We start from the raw sequence: 23,602 nt of genomic DNA, 5'->3' as shown, positions 1-23,602 counted from the left end.
ATAATTAAGATTTCATTTAAAAGTGTCCACCGACACCCGGTCCGCCACCACCAGCGCCTACGGCACAGCAAAGGAACTCAAAATTACCTTCCTCATCTTCAGGATGTTTTGAAATAAAAGTAATTTCAACATCTTCATCCTCAAGATTAATATTTTTCTCACTTTGATGCAATTTCGAATCAAGACTCATTTTACTCTCCTTTGATTGGAAAAAACACTACTCACACATCATTCCGCCAGAGACTGCTGTACTCCAAATTTTAGCAATTCCCTGGTGATATGACATATCGGACCATGCTCGGCTATGCCATTCTTATCGTAACGTGCAGACAAGCATCCTGATGCACAACTCCATCTGGCAAAACATTTAGAGCAATCACTAAATGAAGTATTATTAATTTGCCTTAAAGAATTCACTTTTTTTACATCAAACTTGAAGTCATTGTCTTTGAATGTCCCAACATGGAACAGATCATAACCTTCATTTTCGCTTCGACTATATCTATGACAACCTGCAACTTCACCTTTGGGAGTAACAGCAAACTCTACATTACAAAAGCGCCCCCCCCTGCGATCAACGTTACCCATTAGCTTGTTTGTGACATTAATGCCATTTTCTTTAGCTAAAAAATATGCTTTTTTAAATTGATCTATGAACTCTTGTTGTTTGGGCTTTGAAAGTTCACTATCAGTCGCTCGGCCAATCTCAGCCATTGGTTCCATGCGAACTTCCTTGGCTGATGTATAGTCCCTTATATATTCAACCATTTCGACTAACCGTCCTGTTGATTCGCTAGATAGAGTTGTCCTGAAATGATAAGGAACACCATGCTTAGTCAATAATTCGCTTGTTCTAAGTAACGCTTTTTGTGAACTTTTTCCATTAGGGAAAGGACGGTTCAACTGAAGATCTGGTAATACATCAAATGATAAAGTTACAAAGTCGATATTTTTTTTCAGCCACTTTGCCTTTTCATCATTGATTAAGACTCCATTAGTTATTAACCTGATATAAGTATTAACACCAGCCTCGTCAGCTTTATATTTTATGTAATTATTTATCCATACAATCAATTCCCATTCCGTAGTAGGTTCTCCACCTCCAAGGTACCTGAACTCTGCGGTGTGACTATGGATTGATTTTGCATTCTCAATAGCAATGTCTACAGCCTTTTTAGCTATTTCTTTGCTCATTGCTTCACTCTTCTCACCTGTAGCCCTGGCATAACAATAGCTACAAGCCAGATTACATGTTTCAGTAAGCAGCAAAGTGGCCTCAAACGGTTTAAATTCATCAAGATCTTCTATTACAGGTAATTGCTTAATGTGTTCTCCAATGACATTCCAATTGGACAGTTTTTTTATTATCGGATGATTTATTTCTTCAGCATCCAGATTAACATGATTTGCTAGCTTTTCAATTAATGGTAAAGAAGCCTTACTACTTTTAAAAGCTATACCTCTTAAAGGTAGATGAGAGTATATAAGCCCATCATCTCCTTCAAAATGATACATGGGTGTATTTAATACTTTATGCTCTGATGAACTCATAACTCACCTCACTCTATCTAAAGTAATATAGTTTTCAATTTGTCTTTAATTTCTTCTTCTAACTTTATTTCGTGCGTATTTCCTTTATCAAGAAAATTTGAGTGCCTTTTATTAAGAAGTCGATGCAAGTGGTAGTGAGATGGTTTCTTGATTAAAATTAATTTCATTCCATCGGGAAATTCAACACCACAGTGTCTTGTTTCATTCGTATACGAATCTGAAACTAATTTGGATTTGTTGAATTTAAGGTTTAACTCTTTCTTCCAGACTCTTATGTGTGGATTAATTAGCTTCTTGCCGTACATGTCTTTGTACATTTTTGAATTTACAATATAAGACGAAGTAGAATTCAGTGTATAGCATTCAGTCATTATGGCTTGGTGTTCAGCATAATCTGTGCAGATTCTCTCATAGAAAGAAAGATCATAAACATCATCCGCATCATGTTGCATAACCCAATCAACATCTTTTTTATACAAAATGTCTAAAGCAGCATTGCGAGCTGATATCTGATCATAACCACCATCTCTGATCGAAGTTTCATAACCAGAACCATAGCTCCCACATTTAACTTCGAATTTATGCGAAAAACGCTCTGATGATTCCAAAGAGGCATAATTTAGATTTATGTTTTCGTTATCAGTGATCAGGATAAGAATGTTAGAAACAAATTCCGAGCGTGCTGCAAAAGATAGTGTTTTAAAAGCCAGCAGTAGCTCTTCACTACTGACCGTGCAGAAAATCCCTACAGAACACCTATACTTACCTTGCTTACAATATGCTGGATCATTATTAATAATGTGTTCACTCACTACGCACCTCCATGGAATTCCAAGAAGCTAACTCATCAGTAATGTGAAAGGTTAAAATCAACCTAACACTACTTTTGCGAAGTTATATTCACCATAAATGTTTCAGAATAGGCGGTTTGTATGTAAATTTGTTAAGTTTGTGTTATGTGCGAAACTTTGCATTAGCTCTAGATTTTATGAAAAAATCATTATTTATTGGTGCCTCCTACCCAATAAAACAGAATTTTCAACTACAATTATCATTTTGTTTTATTAGCTAAATAGCTTTACCATATTAATGAGTTACATTTATTAAAATCTTAATACTCCTCTGCATTTTGCTAATAATTAAAAAAAACATATTTATCAAGCTAACTATATGCATGTTAACAATCAAAAATTTCGTTTGTATCTCTGAATGAAGTTTTCAGATTATTGCTCACATGTGAGTGAAAATTCACATCATTCCGTCTCATACGAGATGTGTTGTCCAGTCCAAATATCAATGTCTTTCTATCCCTAACCGCAGATCTCGCTTCGCTTCTCCTTGGACTTGATATAGGTATTATCTAAAGTGCCTTGCCACTCTGGGATCTGCGATAGGAGCGAGCTGCAACCGCTGGGTTTTACATCGACTGGGAATAAAGTACAGCATTATGGTTGGAGCCATACTCTTCATGATGATGGGTTCACCTGTATCAGTCTTCGCCACCAGAGTTGAAGTTCTGCTTACTTTCAGGGTCTTACTCGGGCTGGCCGTTGATACTGCTTCTTACACAGCCCCACTCTACCTGTCAGAGATGGCAACAGAGACTGTTAGTGGAAAAATGATTAGTCTTTATCAGCTCATAATCACCTTTGCTATTGTCATAGCTTTCCTGTCTGATACAGCATTCAGTTACAGTGGCGACTGGCGGGCAATGCTGGGTGTTCTTGATATACCAGCGGTGATAATTTTCGTCATAGTCCTTTTCCTGCCTAACCGTCCCCGCTGACTGGCTTTGAAAAGTCTGCTCGTTTAGGCGGAAGAAGTTCTGCGAATGCTTCGTGATACCTCAGAGAAAGCCAGACAGGAACTAAATGAGATAAAGGAAAGCCTTCGTATGAAGCAGGGAGGATTTGCTCTTTTCAGGCAAAACGGGAATGTTAGACGCGCCGTCTACCTTGGTATGTTGCTACAGGGCATGCAGCAGTTCACGGGTATGAATATCATCATGTATTACGCTCCTCAGATTTTTAAAATGGCCAGTTTCCAGAGCACACAGGAGCAGATGGTTGCAACCGTAGTAGTTGGCCTGACCTTCATGTTTGCTACCTTCATTGCGGTCTTCACCGTTAATAAAACGGGAAGGAAGCCAATCCTTAAATTGGATTCAGTGTAATGGCATTCGCCACTATGATTCTAGCTACTGCCTCATGAAAGCGGGTCAGGGAGATATCAGTACCGGCCTGTCAGGGGTTTAAGTGGGTATGACAATGTGTACATAGGCGGCTATGCAATGAGTGCCGCTCCGGTGGTCTGGATACTGTGTTCTGAGATACAGCCTCTGAAATACCGGGACTTTGGAATTACCTGCTCAACGACGACTAACTGGGTTGCCAACATGATTATCGGTGCGACCTTCCTTTCACTTCTGGGTAGCATAGGCCCGGCAGGGACATTCTGGCTGTATATTTGCTTCAAGCTGGTCTTTATCGTGATAACTTTTCTCCTGATCCCTAAAACCAAAGAGGGCACTCTTGTGCATATTGAAAAGAATCTGATGTCTGGCAAGAAGCTACATATAGAAACAGCAGCGTTATTTTTGATTCAATAACTTAACCAGTCGTTCTCGATCAGAAATGAGCTGCTGCTTAATATGATAATGACCTCTATTCTTATATCTTGTATCAAAAGAATTAAATGTCATCAATGATGATAACCTCTGCAATCTTTTATCTCCTAACTTTTCAGATAGCCAAGCCTGAACTTCAGCATTGAAAATGATATGAACTTCTTGAGACTCTCTGTGTAATGCAATAGCATTAACTTCAGTAACCTTAATAATATCCATAACATCCTTATCAAATGTAACAATATTGGCCACATAAAAGGCACTTTCATTTCCATCTACAATAGAATTAGTCAATAAGTCCATGATTCTTACCATACCAAGATCTCTGGCACTATTCCTGATCACATCTAATGGTCTTTTTTTATTTTGCAAACTATGTAATTTTTTTGAAATCTGAGTTTTATTACTTCTGAATAAAATATCCGCACAAATAATCAACTCTCGAGACATTAAGATTGAAATTTCACTGTTTGCAACGTTTAATAGCTCCTCAAACTTATTCTCAGGCGAACGATTAGAACTATACTCAATAAGTTTTGCTTTAATAATGATCAACTCCATTAAGTCAGTTAGCGATTCCATCTGAGAAAAATGTCCAAGCTCAGCTTCTTTAAAGAATTGAGCTAAAAAAGCATCTGCTTCTTTCTTAGAACTCAATTCATATTGAGCTTTAAACTCTTTAGCCCATGAAAGACTCAAAGGATTGCCCATCATTTTAAGGGAGAAGATAGCACTAATTGTTTCTCTAATCTTTTCGAGACTTTTTTCTGACTTGTTGTTACTGGCTTCAAATAAATACAAGTAAGGATTAAAACGCTTAATCTCTTCATGACCAAAATGTTCCTCCATACTATGGCACCCTTTCATAACTTCGTCCGAAGGAGTATCTTCATATGCAAAAGAGCGGATGTAACTTGCAGCGTTTGAATCTAAATATGTTCCCGTGCCAATTTTAAATGCCAAAGTTCCATGATTGGAAACTACTTCATCATCAATCACCCAAAGCGAGTTACCTCGAAAAACAGTAGAAACAAAACATCCATCTCCAAATAACTTTCTTCTTAGTTTGAAAGGTCCCTCTTCTGCATAATCAGCATAAATAAATCGCCATTCTTTTAATAAATCCCTATTCTCTGTATATCGTTCTAATGCTTCCGAACGATTTACCGAAGATCCAACATATTGCAGAGTCGTAATCAAATCGTATTGTTCACTACTTCTACTAAAATTCATTGCAAACCACCTTAGATTGCCACTCATTATTTTAAATAAACTTTAACACAAGCTCTTTTCAATACCAATAAATTAGATTAATCAAGGGATAACTTAGCTCAGCTTCTTTGATTCCTTTTGTTTTCATCCTTAGGTTGTGCATGAAAGTCAAAGTCGAACCTAACTCATTAACATGAATTATATTTTTTAATATAAGTATTGACCTGCTCCCCGTGGATTAATCTGCCAGTATGTGAGTAACATCTTCATGAGTCACATAAGGAAATCACCATAAAAAAGCGATTTTCCGACAAACAGCTCATCAGTATCTACGCGAGGCCGAACACAGGTTTCGGCCTAGGGACTCTACCGCAAGAATTCTATTTCAGACACTGCCTTCTATATCTGGCGCAAGAAGTTTGGAGGCATGGAAGCCACCGAAGTGAAGCGGCTCTAGTCCATTGAAAAGGAGATCGTCCCCCTCAGGAAGCTGCTCGCTGAAGCCATAGTCAATATGGAGGCGCTTAAGACGGTATTGAGCAGAAAGTTGTGACGAAAGTCCATATACGGGAGCAGTGGAAGTCATGTATAAGGCAATGGGTCTTTCACAGCGTTTTACAATCACTGTCGGCAGCGCTATAACGAGACCAGACCTCATTCATCGCTGAATTACCAGACGCCGTCTGAATTTGCAGCAAGCTAGAGAAATGGAAAAATAAAGGTTAACAAACATACATTACTAACTGATTATTATATCAAATACAGGGATAGGTCATGCCAAACAGACGCGCTGTATTATCGAATGGCAGCTCATTACAATGACACGACCGGCATAAGCGGCGATGACGCGCTGGGATGAAATCAACTTCGAGACAAAGGAATGGCACATTCCTGCTGGGCGCATGAAAATGAAACGTATGCATATTGTACCGCTGTCTAGGCAGGCACTTGCTGTGCTGGAAGTTATGAAGCCAATCAGCCAGCATAGACCACACATTTTTCCCGGTTACCGCAATCCCCTGGAACCAATGAACAGTCAGACTGCAAACATGGCGCTAAAACGTATGGACTTCAAAGATATCCTTGTAGCGCAAGGTATGAGATAGATTGCTTAAACTGTTCTCAATTAAAAGGGGTTTGAGCCTGACGTCATAGAAACTGCAATGGCCCATATTGATACCAATGAAGTCAGGAGAGCATACAATCGCTCTCAGTATCTGGAACAACGAAGAGATTAATGTCTTGGTAGGGTAAGCATGTTGAACTGTCAGCAAGTAGCAGCTACAGCTTTTCATCAGAATTGGAAAATGATTCAGTAAATGATTACAATGATTTAACAGTATGAAAACTATATGCATCTACGATGCATACTCAACAAGAAAAATAGCAACTCTACTTTATGATCCAAAGATCCTGACTAAGCCTAATAATTCCAAAAGGAAATAGCCTAATGATTTATCAGTGTTACTCATGCAGCAAGACATCTTTCGAAATTATTTGTCCCTGGTGTTCTGGCGGAGTACCAACTGCAACGAATTCATGGGGCACAAAAACGCCTCCCGCTGTAACCTCAGAACAAATGATTCCTCTTAACCCCTCTTTTTATCCAGAGTTTCAATATCAGTCAAAAGGAATCATAAAAGACTTATTCGGAAAAAAGAAAGAGCAATCCCAACTCAATAGTCTCCTGCAAAATGTCCTAGATAAATATGCAACATTTAAGGATCCTTACTTCACCAATTTCATCTACACGACAAAATTTTCACATGATAAGCGGTCAAAAAGTGATTTATCGGAAGACAAAAGCACTTATTCTGATTTTGTATTATTCCGTGAGGTTCTTGTTCGAAAGGGCTTTAATGAATTAGAAGAGCTGCCAATGCTTTTGGACAAGCTTTTGCTTACTACATCTTTCAACGCTGTATATAACGGGTTTGCGAAAGAGATCAAAAGACATATCAAACCTACATTAACAGAATCTTTGAAATCATGGATTGAAGAGGCAGGAACAACCTTTAGAGCTGATCTATCATTGTTTCTATACTTTGTCTGGAGCAATAAAATAGCTTTCTCTGCATTAGAATACAATGAGAACGCACAAAAAACTCCTGGCACACCATTGATCTCAATAGATAATATAAAAAAGTATATATCAATCTGTGAAACTATATATTTTGACATACTGGTTGAAAGATTGGCTATACGCCTTGAACATTTCAATCCCGATAAATATGTTAATATGTACTCAGTAGATTCAATGAATGGTTTTGAATTTGAAGACTTCTTGGTCAAGATATTCCAAACTCTTGGGTATGATGTTAAAGAAACCAAAAGAACCCAAGATCAAGGTGCAGATCTATTTGTCACTCGTTTCGATAAAAACATTGTTATCCAGGCAAAAAACTATTCTGGCTCAGTTGGAAATTCAGCAGTACAACAAGCTATCTCCGCTAAAGCATTTTACTCATGTGACGAAGCGATGGTTATTACAAATTCATATTTCACTAATTCGGCTAAAGAACTTGCTGAATCAGCAAAAGTACGTTTGATTGACAGGAATGAATTACAGAAATATCTTGAGGACTATAACCAGAAAATGATTGAGGATTTCAAGTAGGCGACTTGAAAAACATACTTAAAGCACTATAGAAAAGTGCTTAATTGTTATATTAATTTTGTCTATAAAAGAAAACTGACCATCACTAATGGATTTAATTAAAAAATATCATCAGTTCTACCCCCCATTTTATTGGGGGGAGGATCTTTACTTTTGATTTATAAAAACGTCAGTATTTCTTTTACTAACTTTATCAGCAATATAATCAGCAATAGTTTCGGAAGATTTATAACGCGTATAACCTAAATTGAACTTTTTGATGAAGTAATTCAAATCTTCTTTAGAAAAAGTGGACAAAATTTCAAAAATTTCATCTTTGCTTTTTCCTTTTAAATCTTCAAACAGATTGAAGGAAGAGGCTTTTTCACTAACATTGATATTATCAATGCTACTTTTTGAAGTATTATTAATATTTTTCTTTGTCTGATTGGCTAAAAAATTTATAAGCAAGTCAGGTCTTTCAGTAAGAACCTCACCTATTTCTGCGAGAACTTTACCGAAAGACTGAATGTCTTTTTTGGTAATGTTTTTCATAATTCACCCTCAATAATCTCTACAAATTCATCAGTTAGAGCTTCTATTATAGCTTTTGTTCCATCAAAATCTTGTTTAGTTTTCGCTGTCTTAGATGTTATGAATGGTCGCGAATCAGTAGGAGCTTCAGCAACAGAGATACGTTGAGGAAACTCCTTTTCAAAAACAAATTCTCCCAAACTACCAGATCTTAATTCCTGCATTGTTGATTTATGTAGATTAGTACGATAGTCCACCTTGGTAAAAATAATACCACCCAAGGCAATCTTACATGAGGTTTTCTTAGAGACGAAATTATCGATTCGGTTAAGAATTAAACTTATTCCTATTTTAGACAAAATATCAGGCACTGTAGGGACTATGTAATAATCGCTTATTGATATACCATTCAATGTGATTGCTCCAAGATTAGGTGGGCAGTCAATGATTATGTAGTCATAATCAGCCTTTATAGGTTCAATAGTATTACTAAGAACATCCACATGACTTACATAAGCCTTTGTATCCATGTCAGGGATATTATCCTGTATTTCAACAAAATGTATACTCGAGGGGAGTAAATCCAACCCTCTAATGCCACCTACGTTTTTTAAGATTGCTAAATCTATATCAAAATCATCTGTACCGTTTAGTCTGTCATTGAACAAATGATAGAGTGTTTGCCCAGCATCATGCACCTCCTGCCATTTGTTTTGATCGACTAGAGAAACAGTCGCGTTAGTTTGAGGATCTAGATCAATAACTAAGACTTTTTCTCCTCTTTTTGCTAATACAGCCGAAATATTCACAGCCGTAGTGGTTTTCCCGACACCGCCTTTCAAATTAATAAAACTAACAATATGTGTCATGTGCAAATCCTCATTCATGCTATAAATATTAGTAAAATACAGGCATATAAATTGATTACATTTAGTTTGTAATTATTTTTCCATGATCTTGTTAGTATTTACATTTCATAATGCAAACACAAACTTTACTCAATGGGGTTAATTATTAATAACGATAGTCGTGCTTCGACTGCATCATTTAACTCTGAAATATCAGACCATTCTAAAGCACCATTAGGTAATTTAATATCATCAACTTCAAGAATTCCGTCTAACAAACTTTTTATTTTTGTGTACATTTCTGGATCGTTTTTTATGTGACTTATACAGTTTTCAGGTTTATCACAGCCAATTGTTTCATCAAAATAGGCATCTTCAAAATTTATTATTGAAGCTACGACTCTTGAATTTTCTGTCATCTGATCAAGTATTTTTATATTGTTAGTCCATGCAGGGTTTGCCATTCTAAACTGATCATATACAAGAGCACCATTAATACTAAGCTGTTTGTTTTTTCTTTTCGACTCAATCGTAGGCACATCTGTGTCATGAAGTACATAGAATTTTTTCCCAAAATGATTGAGAACTTTCATCATTGAGGCTACGGTAACTTTACCCCGAGCTCTAATAATGTTTAGGTCATGATAAAAATTGTTTCCAGCATTCATTTCTATATTTTTTATATAATTGAATGCTGAATATTCGGTATCTCCTTCCACGACTAGAACGTTTCCGCCAAAAAAAGCCTCAGATATATGAGAATCAAATAAATTGATCAACTTTAAATTTTCTTTATCATCATTATCAAGCTTTGCATACTCAGGTTTGAATAAAGTTGTTGTTTCAATATTACTATCTTTATTCTTATCAACTCTGATAATCGTTGTGTGGTCTTTTGTAAGATCAATAAAGCTTGGAGAATGTGTAGCAACCATTATCTGCCAGTTTACGTTTTCTGGAAGAGAATAGAGAACATCTCTTGCAATTTTTGTAGCAGAAGGGTGTAAACTTACTTCAGGTTCATCAAGCAATAAAACATGGGCTGTATTAGGCCCGACTGGCTCATGATGCAATTTTGCAGTTGTTCCTCCGATTTTAGCCCGTACTCCGTTGTCAGCTAAAAGCTTAAGTATTGTCCACAAAGCAGTTCGTCGACTTCCACTCCCCTGTTTTTCTAATGGAAATGTCAATCCTCCTATTGGTCCCATCTCTACTGAGAATTCGTTACCTAATAGGTCAATTTTGATAGGAGCTGAACTTACAGGGGTAGATATTTTCAATTCATGACTTGGAAAAATCTTACTGATAATTTCATTGGCACTATCCTCGAGAAGATTTATATTACCTCGTTGAGTAACCTTAGATGTGTTTCGTAGTTCTTTCAAACTATCAACCAATAAATCATACTTACTCTTCTCATGCAGCTCACTTTCTTTAATATTTTTTATGCTTTCTTCAAGCAAGTTTTTTAAAAGTGAAGTTATAGCTTTAGATTAAACCTCTGGATCATCGAACGTATTAACTCGATGTGGTTTAGGTCTTCTAGCTTTTGCAACATTGTTTATTCCCCAAGGCATTTTCTCTAAATCGCCTACTTGCGCCCATCTATCGAGATTGACATTAAACCCAACCCTCTCAGGCTCTTTATTCGTACCAGTCCACAACCATTTTTCTCTTACTAAATAGGAACCATCAGGCTGCACTGAGCACCATTCACTACCAGGTTTATTTTCCTCTGTAGCTATTGAATAAACCTCAATTTCTGGATAGTTATCAACACTCACTTGTTTGTTATGAAAATCATCTTCTCCTAGCTTAAGACAATCTGTAACCGCTTCATAAGCACGTAAAATTGTGCTTTTACCAGCGTTATTAGGTCCGACTAAAACAACAATATTATCAATGTCTATTTCTACTGCTTTACTACCAATACAGCCAAAACTTTTTATTTTCAATTTTTTTATACTAGGAATTGGGTCCATTGATAGCTCCTTTGAATTACTGGTATGTAGAATAAAGATAACGCCACTGTTGATATTTAATCTTCGATTATTTCTTAAAATCAAATACCCACAAAGAATATCTATCTTTGCGCAATTGCCCCGAAATTTTAACGAGAATGCTCAAAAGTATCTCTGCAATCAAGGTTGAATTCTTTATTTGAATGAAATTGCAATCTTTATTTATTGACATATATCTAGTATCTTAACTAAATTTTCAACAATAAATTGCAATACTAATATTCATACTCTCCTTCCTTTCTGTATACATACTTTTCACAATATGTAAATTTTTCACGTGGCGCGATCCGACATTCCCCTTAATCTGTCAAAACGCCTAAAGACGCCATATGTTAAGCGATATAAATATTTATTAAAATTTTAGAAATGTCAACAATTAAATTATTTTTAACTTAAACACTTTCACAAAATAATAATATCTAATAAATTCAAAAGCTTAAAATATTAATTTAAGTTATTTCTTAGGAGCTATGCAGATCTTCCTTACTGTTCTGTTGACTCTGGCGCTAATAATATATAAGTTTTATGTGTGTTTTTGGCTATGTGACTATCTTCTTGGTGCTTTTTACTTCTAGTAAGTAATTGATACATTGACAATAACCATCTACTGCCTGTGTCAAAGGAAAGATAATGAGCAATAAAAATAAATTATCGTATATCATTAATTTCTTATCCATTAGTGTGGGTTTAATTTTTCTATTTTTTTATGGTAAAAATCATAACTGGGCACTAACTACTATTCTTATTTTAATACCTTTCATCTGCGGTGCTTTCATTGCGGTTTTTTCACATGTTAGTCTGCATGACTTAGTGAAAAAAACAGTAGATTCACTACTCGCTGGGTTTTCTCTCATAAGTTACAGCTATTACATTTATTCGATATCCAATATCAATTCCACTCTTACTTTTGCTCAGGTTTTTTCGAGCGCTTGGGGGTATTTATTACTTAGCATAACATCTCTGTGTGGTGTAATTAAGTTTTTAATTGGGATTAAAGATATGGTAATTGAATATAGAAAAGCGAAGCAAGCATCAATCGATTCAGCGAATAAAACAGAATCAGACAATTCAGATGCAGACGATATAATTGAGCAAAAGACATCCATATCAATAATTATGCGCGGCAGTAATAATATCAATGCATCCATCGAAAAACACAAAAAGATTCAAGTTTCAATTAAAAAATAGACCCCTTAATATCAATGGTTAACTTCATTTAAAGTTAGACCTATTTCTTACCATGCGCCAGCACCCAAATCAATGTAGGAATATAGGTTCCTACAGAGAAAAAAACAATAAACACAGCAATCTCTCCTAATAATCCAGAGTTAGTAGCTTCTTTCGAACCACCTAACCCCTGAATATAATAGATACATAAAGCATCAAATAAAAAAAACAATAAACCCAACAATTAAAGTTATTTTCATACCACCTCCTATTTAAATATTAAATACCATCAAAAAAACAATACATCAACTATTTAATAAATATTTATATTCATTAGCAAGGGCTAACTCAGCGAAGCTGAGTAGCCTTGCTTTTTATGCCTTGCAGTTTAAAAAGGGTAGACCTAAAAGCTTCTGACTTCAATGAGTGAAATTCATTTACAATTTATATTAGGCATTGAAATTTTTATAATTATACCTATGCAGAACTAAGCAAGAAAGGTCGAGAGGCCACCTTGCGGCAGCCTCTCCAGTTCCCCATATATGGGGCAAATTAATAGTTAACTATATAAATTCAAAAATATCATTACGCCGATATCGTTGAAATTACAATTATGTTTTACATCATAATAAAAACTTGTCAATACAAAAAAAGCATTTTCTTAAGGATCAGCATAAAATAAATTTAATTTTAGCATATATATATAAATTACCACGTACCACATTGACACAAATTCTATATCATATATAAATATTTCAAGCATAAGGAAATGCTTATCTCTATACATTAGAAAAGGAGCTTCTATGGATACCACCTATCAACCTCCCCTTGCAGAGAATCTACGTATTCATTGCGTCAGCGTCAGACTGAATAACGCTGAGTTAAATACTTTGGATCATCAAAGACAACAGTACGCTAAGGGCAAATGGCTTCGCATGTGCTTCATGAAAAACCAACCTGTTGTCGTTCCTGAGATCAACAGAGCGGCATGGAAAATGTTTGGCGAGATAAATCACAGGCTCAATGACATTGTTAACCACCTGAACACAAAGCAGTCATGTAACCCTCTTACCAAGACTGAACTGTTCGCCGTTAAGCGACAGATCACTGAACTTCGCTCTCGCCTCCTTACCGCTGATCTATGGAGTATCCCCTCTGATGAAGGGCATGCAGAAGATCAAACGCGGTAAGAGCTTCGCCGGAGTTGTTCTATACGCTTTAAAGCATGGAACGCACCATAGAACTGCCCCGGTGGTTATAGGTGGGAACATGCTGGGAGACTCAGCAGCTGAGTTGATAGCTGAGTTCACTGCTTCAGCTTCATTACGCACAGACGTGGCAAAACCGGTGTGGCACAACTCGCTCCGCCTACCTATCGGTGAATCACTCACGACAAAGCAATGGGTTATGTTTGCTGACGACTACATGAATCGCATGGGGTTCAGTGAGACGCACCTACGCTGCTATGTCATACATGACGATGAGGCCGGCCAGCACATTCATATCATTGCCAGCAGAGTAGACCTCATCGGAAGAAAGCTTTATCTGGGAAGGAATGAAAACTTGATCAGTACACGTCTAATCCATGAACTTGAAAAAAACCATTGCCTGACAAGAACTAAAGGCCCCTCTCCTTCACATAGCACTTCCCCTGTCAGAGAGCGCAAGAAGCTATCACGTGGTGAGCAACAGAAGGAGAAGCGTGAAGGTCAGCCAACGGCTAAGACGTTCCTTCAGAACACTATCGATGAGCTTCTTATAACTGCCAATGATATTCCTCGCTTTATTGAAGCACTTCGCGAGCACGGCATAACGCCCGTTCCCAATATTGCCAGTTCTGGCCGCATGAATGGTTTCTCATTTGAGTACGCTGGAATCGCTTTTAAAGCCTCCCAGTTAGGTAAAGCTTACTCATGGGCGACTCTGCATGAGAAGCTCCGCTACACACCTGAACGCGACAACCCCCTGCTCTTTTCATTAAAAGCCCCGGCTATGAGAAGTAATGAGACGGGTGATTCAGTAACAGAAGCTACGACTAAGGAGACTACGCCGTCACTACCGGCTTCATTAGAGGCGGAAATTATTGCACCTCCTCCCCAGCAAGAACATAGAGTAGAGACAGCGGAAACCTGCGAAGCACATACGCCTGCCAGCACTATGCTTACAGCACCGAGACAAGCTAACAACAATGGCTACCTCATGACAGCAGTCATAAAGTGGCTACTGAGCATTCCTTACCTTCAAGCCTTTGCAAAATTGCTCAAAGAGACAGGTAAAACATTTCTCCACAGAAAATCCTCATTTTCGACAATTCATACAGTTCTCTCAGCTGAGCCTGAGTTATCTGAGCCACAAGGCAGCAGCAAAATACTGACTGAACGCACAGCAGTGCCCTTTTGATAACCTCATGCCTCAACACAATTTTCAAGCCTAAGTCCTTATTTGAATAAACAATTGATCGTTTTTACAGATCGATAAATGACATATGATAGTCAGTAGCTATCAAAATAGGATCATCGATCGGTACAAGTGATTTGCTTAAGGTTTGAACTCGTTCAAAAATACGTCGTAAAAGCAGTTACCAATCAGCTAGTTATGAATCACATAACGTTAAAGGTATATAAAATGGACACAGCGGCTTTGAATGGTCAGAAAGTACGTAAACCTTCGTTCTTTAGTTCTATCAGGTTATGGATTGTTGTACTGGTGATTGTGTGGATACTGACTGATTCAAATCCAAAAGACACTGCAGGGTTCCTGTTCATGTGGACATTACCTGCCTTCTTCTTACTCCTTACGGCATATGTGTCATACACACATAAAAGAGCAAATGCGTCGACTATCGACCTGCTGAACGTCAATGACAACGGTCTGTGGATCCATGAGTTCCAGAACACCAAAATGACCATTGATACCAACCGAGAGCTGCTGACCCTGGAAGCTGGTAAGCGTAAGAAAGCTTACAAGTTCAGTGACGTCAAAGGCTGGAGATACCATCTGGCTAATGGAGGGGAAATCGTAGCTCTTGATTTAATCGGTATGGCGGGGGCTAAAGGTCACAACAACCTTACTCGCCTTAAAAACTTCGAGAACTCAGGGTTCTTTATCCAAGTGAAAGATATTGAATGCCCGGAGTGGCAGATCAAATTTCACCCCCGTAAAGGCCGGTTCCACCATGAACGAGGGATCCGGGATACAGAAATGCAGTTGAAGCAATGGTGCGAAATTTTCGACCAGACATTCAACAAATCCACAGAAACACACTGACCAACAAGTTCAAATAAGGGATTAAGAAATGAATAAACTTCCAACATTAGCAGTCCTGTCCGTGGCGGCTTTACTTACAGGCTGCGATAGCGAACCTTCGTCTTCTGAGATCCAAAAGGCTATGCAGGAAAACATTGAGCACACAAACCAGCAAGCCAGACAGCGGTTCGGTGAAAACAGCAAAGACATGCTCACGACTCTGAACAAAGCTGAGAAGGTTTCCTGTAAAAAGGCAGAGGCAAAAGGTACATACCTATGCAAAGTGGATACTGACATAACACTGCCGCTCATGGGTGAGAAGCAGACCGTAGCTGAATTCACATTTACTAAGGCTGATAATGGCTGGAAAGTATTGCCGTAATTAGAAAAATTAAAAAATTATTTTCCAGAAAAGAATTAAATAATTAGCCTTGAATAAATATCAGCACTGGGGAATTTTTATAGAATTCAAACACCATAAGACTATCATGGAGTACATAAATATGCTAACTTTGAGAAAATCGGGAGAAAAACACCATGTCATTAAAACAAATACTACTAGATTACGGAGTATCCTCATATCAAGCAATAACTATTATACCAGTATTAATAACCATCATAAACGCTGTATCAAAAGTTTTAAAAAAGCCTTTTTCTTTGATAAATTTGATTTCAAGGAATAAATTTTTGAACCTATCAATTAAAGAAAGAAACGACGCCATTGAAACAATTTATCAAATAGATAACAACCAAGACAAACATAAAATAATTTTACAGAAAACTAAACTTGCGTCCTATGGATTAAACTACCCTGTCCATACATTGCAAATTACTTTAGAGTACTTAATTTCAATAAATAAACTTAACGAGCTAATGGTTATAAATGGATTTTTAAAGCATTATAAAATATTTTACGTCTGTGAAAACACACTTCCCATCATTTGTTGCAAGGAATTATGTAAAACCGTTGTTGTCGTTATTCTTTTTTTGATTTTTTCATTTTTTGGCCTTATTGTCGGCTTTAAAGTGATAGGCGATTTTTTAATATTATCATTAGATTTAATATTAATTTTAAAACTAATCCTTATTTCTTTTAGTGAAATTTGGTTTTTTTCTGTTACCATAGCTTTAATAAATGAATTAACTCTTATATATAGCGCTATGACTTTCGCTAAAAAATTAAGCGTTTTTAGTTTTAAGAAAATGTTCAAGTCATTAAGAAAGAAGTAACATTGACAATCTGAACTGCTTTATATTCATACATTCACTCTTGTATCTTTTTAATACCCCCAAAGCTCTACTTAGTGACATGTGGAGCAACTTCCATTCACTGTCTAAGCATGCTAACACTCATCATTTTATTTTTCAAAATAAAAACCTTTAATTTTTTCCCACTCTAAATTCAAGAGCAGTTACTCCCTTAATCGCAACTCAATTTTTAAAATTAAAAAACATGCTTATAAAGCATAATAAAAATACAATCCTTTACTTTAAAAAATGGTTTATTTCCCCAATAGAAAAATCGCACCACCTCGACCTCCAACTGCAATACATTCACCACTGGATACATCTATATAATATTTTATTGGATTAGGCATACTTTCGATCATCCACGGAAGTTCATCAGAAAACTTCAAGTCAGAGGTTGAAATAATCCAAACAGATTTACCATTTAGCGACGTTCTCTCGGTCTCATGAAAACGTTCGTCCCAACCAGATTCATTCTCAATTGCATATTCTTTTGCAATTTTAATAGCTTCTTTTTCTGTTATCATTTCTGAACTCCATACCATACGTTATACATTAAGCCACCAACCACCACCGGGCCTAAAAGAATACCTGCAGCTTCATGCCTCAATAACGTATAAGTGATTTCATAAGTATTGCCGAGAGGGAATTTAAACCCTTGAATGATGTACTCTCTGCTCATTCCTCTGGCTCTTAATAAACCAATAGTTTCAGCGAAAGCCTCCTCTAAATATCGGAGTATATATGATTTTGTATACGCACTTTGCCTCATAAACACTCTTAACTCTCTCAATAAATAGAACTTAGGGGCAATCGCCATATGAACCTGTTCATGGTAAAGAGTTGAAAGCATTTGCAAATAAGCATCATCTTTCGACATAGCACCGGGATAGTAGTTACGTCCAACTTCGACGTCCCCCCAGGCTTTTGTCCCACCCTGAACGACATCTCGATTCTTTGTGATTTTTATCTTGGGTGTATAACGCCATCCTCCATTGCGAGGCAGGTTCATTTTTTTCCCAATATCACTGCTGTATCTCGGCATTTTTACTCCTCTGAAAGGAGTTTTAAATGTGTCACCAGGTTTCTTCTTTAATAGAAGCGCAAGAACAGTATTGACCCCAAGCAGAGTGATTGCGTCAGCTAAATCCTTAGCAGCGGCGTCAAGATCTCCTTCGTTACGAGCAGAGTTGGTCTTCGTTGCAAAATCAAACAACTTCTTAGCCGCTTCAAGCGCTACGCCCCCTACTGCTACCCAACCTACAATGAGAAGCACTAAATCAGCGATTTCACCAATCCCAAAAAAGTGCGCACCAGCCCAAACCACGATTACCCCTGCCATAGTTGCTAATGCAGAAGGTGTGACCATAGCAATAAGTTGTTGGCCTACGTCAGATGGTAAGAGCACAGCCGCTTTCGAGATGACTAGCTGTAGCCTTGACTGTATATCGTTAGGAATGACGTCCATGCTTCATCCTCGACTAATGTTAAAGAGACTATAGATTAACTCTTTTTGTCTATAATTTGCCATTTTGACCTCCCCCCAGGATTAGATACAACCTTCAGTTAGTAATGTCGGTTGATTTTTCTCCATATTTCTCGTTTCGCCAGCCCGCTGCAAATTCAGCTGGCGTCTGGTAGCGATGAATGTGGACGGCTAGCGGCAGGTCGTCGACAGCGATAAACCTGTAAGCCTGCATGCACGACGTTGCGACAGACCGGTCGCACCACACATTAACATCACAGCTTCCCGCTTCTGCTCCGTCGTCAGTACTTTCTCCCAGGAGCCACTTGAATCGCCTCCTTATCCAGCATAGCTTCAGCAAGCAACTTCCTGAGTCTGCCGGTCTCTTCCTCTAGCGACTTCAGACGCTTAACCTTGGGCACTTCCATACCGCCATACTTCTTACGCCAGGTGTAAAAGGTGACGCCGGAAATAGCGTGCTTGCGGTAGAGCTCACGTGCAGAAATCCCGGCTTCAGCCTCAAGGAGGGTACTGATGATCTGTTCGTCGGAAACGCTTCTTCATGGGGATGTCCTCATGTGGCTTATGAAGACATTACTAACATCGCGGTGTGTTAATCAACGGGGAGCAGGTCACGATCATCTTGCATGTAGTTAAGCTGTTCGGGCTCGAAGAGGAAAGGCTTCCCATTGAAGATCTGTCTCATATACCCACCGAGGCCGATCTTTTCTTCTTCTGTGGACCAAGGTTTAAAGAGCAATGCCCTTGCCCACAGCTCATGATAGAGACAGTTAAGCGTGGTATCTTCGAACTTTCTATAGCTTGAAATGTTCAGCCAGGATTTGACTGCTTTGGTATCTTCTGTTGACCAGTTTTTCAAAGCTTATTCCTTCACGATTTCTCAATGAAAAGAGTATAATCAACACTGTTCAATCAACGTCATAAAGCTATTTTGAAGAAATAAAGTTTTTGTTGGTATCTTTGTTGGTACAAATGATTTCAAATTTCATTTTTCTCTTAAATTAAGTCACTTAACCGAAGGTTCGATTCCTGCAGGGGACACCATGTATGCCTTTCTTCAAGTCTACTTAACCTCATTTTAGACATTCATCTGAACCCTTCTTCCTTCAGTTAAGCTACTAAAACTTAGATGTGTCTTCATAAACAACATCAGGCCACTTACATGACGAAGCGTTAAAGACGAATCAATCTCTCCTGTCCTTCGCTACGTCAAATACCGGGTTCATTGCCCCCTCTTCTTCAAACCTTGCTTTGGATGTATTTGTTTTGTTTCTTAACCCACGCTACTTTAATATTCGATAAATCCTGCTAAACAAAGGTATCGTTATGGACAACTACTGGGACAGAAACAGGCAATCAAGCTACTTTCTGACTATGGCAAGCCTGGAGGCCAACCACTTAGTCAATGTGGCAACATCCCTCTCACAGTTCCATCTCAAGGATGCCCTTGTTCGCCTGAGGTTTCAGGATGAAGTGCGAGAGTTTAGCCGCTCGCAGCTTCAAACCATCCGCACTGCTACCTCGGATGACAAATGTCAGGAGTGCATCCAAAATCTCAAGCAGGAAACCCAAAACTTGAAAACTCAAGACAGGATGCTCAGAACAGGAGAAGCTGTCGTATCGTCTTCTGTGCAGTTTTACCATGACCATGAAAAAGTCATTGGGTATGTCATTGACGGTATCGGCGTCGTGCTGAGTGGCATGCAAATTGTTGCAGGGGTTGGTCTAATCGTAGGCTCTGTAACAACAGGCAATGTTATCGGAGTAGTGGCAGGCTCAGCCCTGGTGATGAATGGTGTGGGTTCTGGGATAGAGAGTATAGGTAAGCTAAGTGGTGTGCCTCACCCATCTAACCCAGTAAGAGATAAATATGAAGACGCAGCCGATTTTCTCGGTTTTGATAAGCGCTTAGGATTGTTAACCTACCAGGTCGTGGACCTGACAACATCATACTATGGCCTTTTCAAGCTTACCCTAAAACCTGAAGCATGGAGGTTATACAAATATCTACCAACCGATCACTATCGCAAAGTCCAGCTTCTGAGTAAACCAGCACTCGCTCTCAAAGGTTTGGGTGCTATACACAAGGGAACTGGAATAGGTATGAACCTTTACCAAATGAAAAACAATCCTGCACAGAACTAATGTTTATTCTTCCTGATAAATTTGTATGATTTCCAGGCTAAGTTAAGAGGCGTGACGAAATACACCACGAAGAAAGCGAAAGTCAGGACGATGATGTATGGGATGGCATTTGAAGAGTCTGCATTAAAAATGCCGTTCAATCCAATTAGAGCCAAAATAACCAGAGCAATGACCCCTCCCCAAAAGCGTTTGCTAAGATCAATCACGAGACTCTGAAGTGTGTCTTTTTTAGATTCATCTTTGTTAATGATGCTTTTGAGTTTACCGATATTCTTGGCAGAAAAACCGTTATCGAGAAGTTTTTGCTCAAAATCGTTCATTCAGTGCGCCCTGAGTCGATATGGTATTAAATTTATCATATCATAGCTTAAAGTTAAGATGCCACATGTTCTGTTGACGGAGAATTATCATCGAATTCTTTTACAGGAGTAATCCAGCACAGCAATCATATATCAATGTATTTAAAGAAACATATCACTTCCAAGCTCTTTTCTTTACGTCAAATCATTGCTTTTAATAAAGATTGAGAATTAAAAAATAGATATAACCTGGCTGATTTATAAAAATTAAGCACATCAAGGGCAACTTTCCAGATCGTTTCAGACAGAATGAAAACCTTGCCTGAACAAAAAAAGCCATGACACTCATCACACAATTAAAATATAACCACCAAGCTAAAACCTTCTCAAAAATATCTAAAGATAGAGAATGTCAGAGTATTTTTCGCTTTTCCTTTTCCACCCTTAATGAGTTTCACCTTGAAATTAACATATAAAAAAGAAAATATTTTTCGGCATACATCTATAAAACTTAAATGTAATAATAAAATATAGCACCACTTAAAAAATCATTTACGTTAAACATCTTTTCGCTTATGCGTACAAATCACATCCTTTGGAAATACACTTTTATCAAATCAGAATTCACTATCCAAATATTCTCTTCACTGTAAAAACCTTACACTACCTTCGTGCAATTCAAATATCGAGATTATTTTGATTTCAAAGCAGTATTTTGCTTCGATGTTCTAAAGGTGCTTCCCAATGAAAAACACCTTCAGGTGCGCTATTCGCTCATATTACATGGCTATTTGATTGCGTATTGTACTAAAAATATCCGGCCGATTAAGGTTAATATAATCGACGCCCGCCGCCGCGATTTCCTGATGAATTGCTATGTCGTCACCACCGTAATAAACCATGATTTCAAGCTCGGCCTGACGGCTCGCTTCAAGGATGGCTCGATTACGCATCTGTTCAACGCTCAACTCAATGAGCGATGCATGATGGACGGTTCTCACAAGAGAGGGCGACATCGCGATATCAAGGGTGATCATTTTACGAAAATCCGGCGCGGCGACCTGAAGACCGCGGCGCATTTCCTCGGAAAACGAAAAGAAGAACGTGTCGCGGACCATACCGAGATCCCGTACCAATGCAGCTACTTTAACCGGATCGCAGTATTTCAGCTCGATATAAACGCCCGCGCGACCGCGCAGATGTTCAAGATAAGCATCAAGCCGCGGCACCATGGCACCTTTAAAGCGCTCGTCGAACCCGCTTCCTGCATCCAGCGCATCGATATCGCGCGATAAAGCATGACCCACAGGGCCGGTGCCGTTAGTGGTACGATCCAGCGTTTCATCATGGATAACGTAGAGCACGCCATCGGCACTTTCTCGCACATCCAGCTCAATGTAATCAGCCCCCTGTTCCAGCGCCAGGTCTGCGGAAAAGAAGGTGTTCTCTGGCGCAAAATGGTTGGCGCCACGATGTGAGACGATTCGGGTCATTAGGGTAATTTCCTGTTAGCTGGCAGCATGGACATGTTTGCCGGGATGGCAGAATACGGAGAGGTTGGCATGAAGATCGACGATGCGTTTACCGGACGAATTAAAAATCAGGGTCAGCGCGGATTGGCATGCGATACCGATTCGGGAACCGGGCGCATGACGCACTGCTTCACCGTATTCCAGTGCATGGAGCCTGCCGGCTGACGTGTCGATCGTGTAAAACACTTCGCGTCCCATCGGCTCAACGGTCATCACCTCTCCACACAGCGGCGCATCATCAGGGGCAACCAGGCTGATATCCTCTGGACGCAGACCAAAACAGACGGGGCCATCGTATCCGTGATTCAGTTCGAGTGACATTTGTCCCAGTTGCAGGAAGCGCCCCAGGGCTTGCCCCTTCACCAGATTCATGGGCGGCGAGCCGATAAATCCTGCCACAAAAAGATCGTCAGGACGTCGGTAAAGATCCTCTGGCGTACCGATCTGGACGATTTCGCCCTGATTCATACAGATAATCCGATCGGCCATGGTGATGGCTTCCATCTGGTCATGAGTGACGATCAAGGTGGTGAAGCCAAGACGTTTCTGAAGATTCTTAAGCTCTGTCCGCATGGTGATACGGAGTGTTGCATCAAGGTTAGAAAGGGGTTCGTCAAGTAACAGGATATTCGGTTCCTTGACCAGGGCGCGAGCCAGCGCCACGCGCTGCTGCTGCCCACCTGAAAGCTGCGACGGACGTCGATCGAGTAGTGCGCTGATTTGTACAAGACTGGCCGCTTCTTCCACTCGCCTGGCGATTTGATCTCTATCTAATTTTTTAAAGCGCAACGGAAACGCGATGTTCTCACGCACCGTCAAATTCGGGTAAAGCGCATAAGACTGGAAGACGATACCGACATTACGATCGCGGGCATCAATGCGATTGACATTGTGCCCGTCAAACGCGATCTCACCACTGCTCGGCGCATAAAGCCCCGCCAGCAGAAACAGCGTCGTTGATTTACCACATCCAGATGGCCCGAGGATAGCGACGAATTCGCCGTTCTCAATGGTAAGATTGATCGGTTTCAGGACCTGGGTCTCGCCCCAGTTTTTGGTGACATTGTTGAGAGTGATCGAGGCCATGACAA

At 39.0% G+C, this 23,602-nt stretch carries 22 protein-coding genes and 4 pseudogenes; 11 read left to right on the top strand and 15 right to left on the bottom strand.

Features of this window, described 5'->3' with window-relative positions; all coding sequences use genetic code 11:
- Window positions 1-16: 16 nt before the first annotated feature.
- Genes AAIE03_RS03600 through AAIE03_RS03590 form a run of 3 tightly spaced genes read right to left on the bottom strand, consistent with a single transcriptional unit; the run spans window position 17 to window position 2,363 of the window.
- Window positions 17-190: a hypothetical protein gene (locus AAIE03_RS03600; protein ID WP_155740523.1), complete on the bottom strand. Its 174-nt coding sequence runs from the start codon at window positions 188-190 to the stop codon at window positions 17-19.
- Window positions 191-228: 38 nt separating this feature from the next.
- Window positions 229-1,551 (bottom strand): radical SAM/SPASM domain-containing protein, encoded by a 1,323-nt coding sequence (locus tag AAIE03_RS03595; RefSeq protein ID WP_252294510.1) that lies wholly within the window; start codon window positions 1,549-1,551, stop codon window positions 229-231.
- Between the two features lie 17 nt (window positions 1,552-1,568).
- Window positions 1,569-2,363, bottom strand: coding sequence for a hypothetical protein (locus tag AAIE03_RS03590; RefSeq protein WP_064366508.1), 795 nt, complete (start codon window positions 2,361-2,363; stop codon window positions 1,569-1,571).
- Window positions 2,364-2,929: 566 nt separating this feature from the next.
- Between AAIE03_RS03590 and AAIE03_RS03585 the strand changes: the two are divergent.
- Window positions 2,930-4,159 (top strand): annotated as a pseudogene (locus tag AAIE03_RS03585) (sugar porter family MFS transporter).
- Here the strand turns inward: AAIE03_RS03585 and AAIE03_RS03580 are convergent.
- A complete protein-coding gene (locus AAIE03_RS03580) occupies window positions 4,142-5,410 on the bottom strand; it encodes a hypothetical protein (RefSeq protein WP_498562794.1) in 1,269 nt (422 codons plus the stop codon). The pseudogene AAIE03_RS03585 and the gene AAIE03_RS03580 sit on opposite strands and share 18 nt — an antisense overlap.
- 604 nt (window positions 5,411-6,014) lie before the next feature.
- Here AAIE03_RS03580 and AAIE03_RS03575 point away from each other — a divergent pair.
- From AAIE03_RS03575 to AAIE03_RS03565, 3 genes and pseudogenes are all read left to right on the top strand, one after another.
- Window positions 6,015-6,092, top strand: a pseudogene (locus AAIE03_RS03575) (integrase core domain-containing protein); the annotation flags it as partial.
- 76 nt (window positions 6,093-6,168) lie between these two features.
- Window positions 6,169-6,618: pseudogene (locus AAIE03_RS03570) on the top strand (tyrosine-type recombinase/integrase); the annotation flags it as partial.
- A gap of 221 nt (window positions 6,619-6,839) precedes the next feature.
- Window positions 6,840-8,006, top strand: a complete 1,167-nt coding sequence (locus AAIE03_RS03565) for a restriction endonuclease (RefSeq protein WP_498562793.1) — start codon at window positions 6,840-6,842, stop codon at window positions 8,004-8,006.
- A 147-nt stretch (window positions 8,007-8,153) separates the two neighbouring features.
- Here the strand turns inward: AAIE03_RS03565 and AAIE03_RS03560 are convergent, their stop codons facing one another.
- From AAIE03_RS03560 to AAIE03_RS03545, 4 genes are all read right to left on the bottom strand, one after another.
- The gene (locus AAIE03_RS03560; protein WP_498562792.1) at window positions 8,154-8,540 is read right to left on the bottom strand and encodes a hypothetical protein; all 387 of its coding nucleotides are present in this window, start codon (window positions 8,538-8,540) and stop codon (window positions 8,154-8,156) included.
- Window positions 8,537-9,388 carry a ParA family protein gene (locus AAIE03_RS03555; RefSeq protein WP_498562791.1) on the bottom strand — a complete coding sequence of 284 codons (852 nt, stop codon included), beginning with the start codon at window positions 9,386-9,388 and terminating at the stop codon, window positions 8,537-8,539. Before AAIE03_RS03555 ends, AAIE03_RS03560 begins: the two co-directional genes overlap by 4 nt.
- A 125-nt stretch (window positions 9,389-9,513) precedes the next feature.
- Complete coding sequence (locus AAIE03_RS03550; protein WP_498563161.1) at window positions 9,514-10,851, bottom strand: ATP-dependent nuclease; 1,338 nt, start codon at window positions 10,849-10,851, stop codon at window positions 9,514-9,516.
- Window positions 10,852-10,860: 9 nt separating this feature from the next.
- Window positions 10,861-11,349 (bottom strand): AAA family ATPase, encoded by a 489-nt coding sequence (locus AAIE03_RS03545; RefSeq protein ID WP_498562790.1) that lies wholly within the window; start codon window positions 11,347-11,349, stop codon window positions 10,861-10,863.
- Window positions 11,350-12,018: 669 nt separating this feature from the next.
- Here AAIE03_RS03545 and AAIE03_RS03540 point away from each other — a divergent pair.
- The 6 genes from AAIE03_RS03540 (at window position 12,019) to AAIE03_RS03515 (ending at window position 17,031) form a co-directional block, all read left to right on the top strand.
- Window positions 12,019-12,576 carry a hypothetical protein gene (locus AAIE03_RS03540; RefSeq protein ID WP_498562789.1) on the top strand — a complete coding sequence of 186 codons (558 nt, stop codon included), beginning with the start codon at window positions 12,019-12,021 and terminating at the stop codon, window positions 12,574-12,576.
- A 782-nt stretch (window positions 12,577-13,358) separates the two neighbouring features.
- Entirely contained in the window at window positions 13,359-13,745 is a 387-nt protein-coding gene (locus AAIE03_RS03535) for a hypothetical protein (RefSeq protein WP_498562788.1), read from the top strand.
- Entirely contained in the window at window positions 13,723-14,955 is a 1,233-nt protein-coding gene (locus AAIE03_RS03530) for a relaxase/mobilization nuclease domain-containing protein (RefSeq protein ID WP_498562787.1), read from the top strand. Before AAIE03_RS03535 ends, AAIE03_RS03530 begins: the two co-directional genes overlap by 23 nt.
- A 225-nt stretch (window positions 14,956-15,180) precedes the next feature.
- Entirely contained in the window at window positions 15,181-15,822 is a 642-nt protein-coding gene (locus tag AAIE03_RS03525; protein WP_480359157.1) for a DUF4755 domain-containing protein, read from the top strand.
- A gap of 28 nt (window positions 15,823-15,850) precedes the next feature.
- Window positions 15,851-16,183: a hypothetical protein gene (locus AAIE03_RS03520; protein ID WP_480359160.1), complete on the top strand. Its 333-nt coding sequence runs from the start codon at window positions 15,851-15,853 to the stop codon at window positions 16,181-16,183.
- 155 nt (window positions 16,184-16,338) lie between these two features.
- On the top strand, window positions 16,339-17,031 hold the full coding sequence (locus AAIE03_RS03515; protein WP_498562786.1) for a hypothetical protein: 693 nt from the start codon (window positions 16,339-16,341) through the stop codon (window positions 17,029-17,031).
- Between the two features lie 272 nt (window positions 17,032-17,303).
- Here AAIE03_RS03515 and AAIE03_RS03510 read toward each other — a convergent pair whose 3' ends face one another.
- From AAIE03_RS03510 to AAIE03_RS03495, 4 genes and pseudogenes are all read right to left on the bottom strand, one after another.
- Window positions 17,304-17,576, bottom strand: coding sequence for a hypothetical protein (locus AAIE03_RS03510; RefSeq protein ID WP_480359166.1), 273 nt, complete (start codon window positions 17,574-17,576; stop codon window positions 17,304-17,306).
- On the bottom strand, window positions 17,573-18,517 hold the full coding sequence (locus tag AAIE03_RS03505; protein ID WP_498562785.1) for a hypothetical protein: 945 nt from the start codon (window positions 18,515-18,517) through the stop codon (window positions 17,573-17,575). Before AAIE03_RS03505 ends, AAIE03_RS03510 begins: the two co-directional genes overlap by 4 nt.
- Before the next feature lie 192 nt (window positions 18,518-18,709).
- A pseudogene (locus AAIE03_RS03500) lies at window positions 18,710-19,078 on the bottom strand (transposase); the annotation flags it as partial.
- A 49-nt stretch (window positions 19,079-19,127) separates the two neighbouring features.
- On the bottom strand, window positions 19,128-19,394 hold the full coding sequence (locus AAIE03_RS03495; protein WP_498562784.1) for a DUF6387 family protein: 267 nt from the start codon (window positions 19,392-19,394) through the stop codon (window positions 19,128-19,130).
- A 467-nt stretch (window positions 19,395-19,861) separates the two neighbouring features.
- Between AAIE03_RS03495 and AAIE03_RS03490 the strand changes: the two genes are divergently transcribed.
- Window positions 19,862-20,680, top strand: coding sequence for a DUF4225 domain-containing protein (locus tag AAIE03_RS03490; protein WP_029569045.1), 819 nt, complete (start codon window positions 19,862-19,864; stop codon window positions 20,678-20,680).
- On the opposite strand, the gene AAIE03_RS03485 is transcribed toward AAIE03_RS03490, so the two are convergent.
- The 3 genes from AAIE03_RS03485 to AAIE03_RS03475 form a co-directional block, all read right to left on the bottom strand.
- The gene (locus AAIE03_RS03485; protein ID WP_013026586.1) at window positions 20,677-21,000 is read right to left on the bottom strand and encodes a hypothetical protein; all 324 of its coding nucleotides are present in this window, start codon (window positions 20,998-21,000) and stop codon (window positions 20,677-20,679) included. The genes AAIE03_RS03490 and AAIE03_RS03485 overlap by 4 nt on opposite strands.
- A 758-nt stretch (window positions 21,001-21,758) precedes the next feature.
- On the bottom strand, window positions 21,759-22,472 hold the full coding sequence (locus AAIE03_RS03480) for a glycerophosphodiester phosphodiesterase family protein (RefSeq protein WP_013026587.1): 714 nt from the start codon (window positions 22,470-22,472) through the stop codon (window positions 21,759-21,761).
- Between the two features lie 15 nt (window positions 22,473-22,487).
- A complete protein-coding gene (locus AAIE03_RS03475; protein ID WP_013026588.1) occupies window positions 22,488-23,597 on the bottom strand; it encodes an ABC transporter ATP-binding protein in 1,110 nt (369 codons plus the stop codon).
- Between the last annotated feature and the right edge of the window lie 5 nt (window positions 23,598-23,602).

It is taken from the genome of Pantoea sp. Ae19-2 (assembly GCF_059801205.1).
The sequence above is the reverse complement of the archived record's forward strand: the minus strand, read 5'-3'. Positions and strand labels throughout refer to the sequence as shown.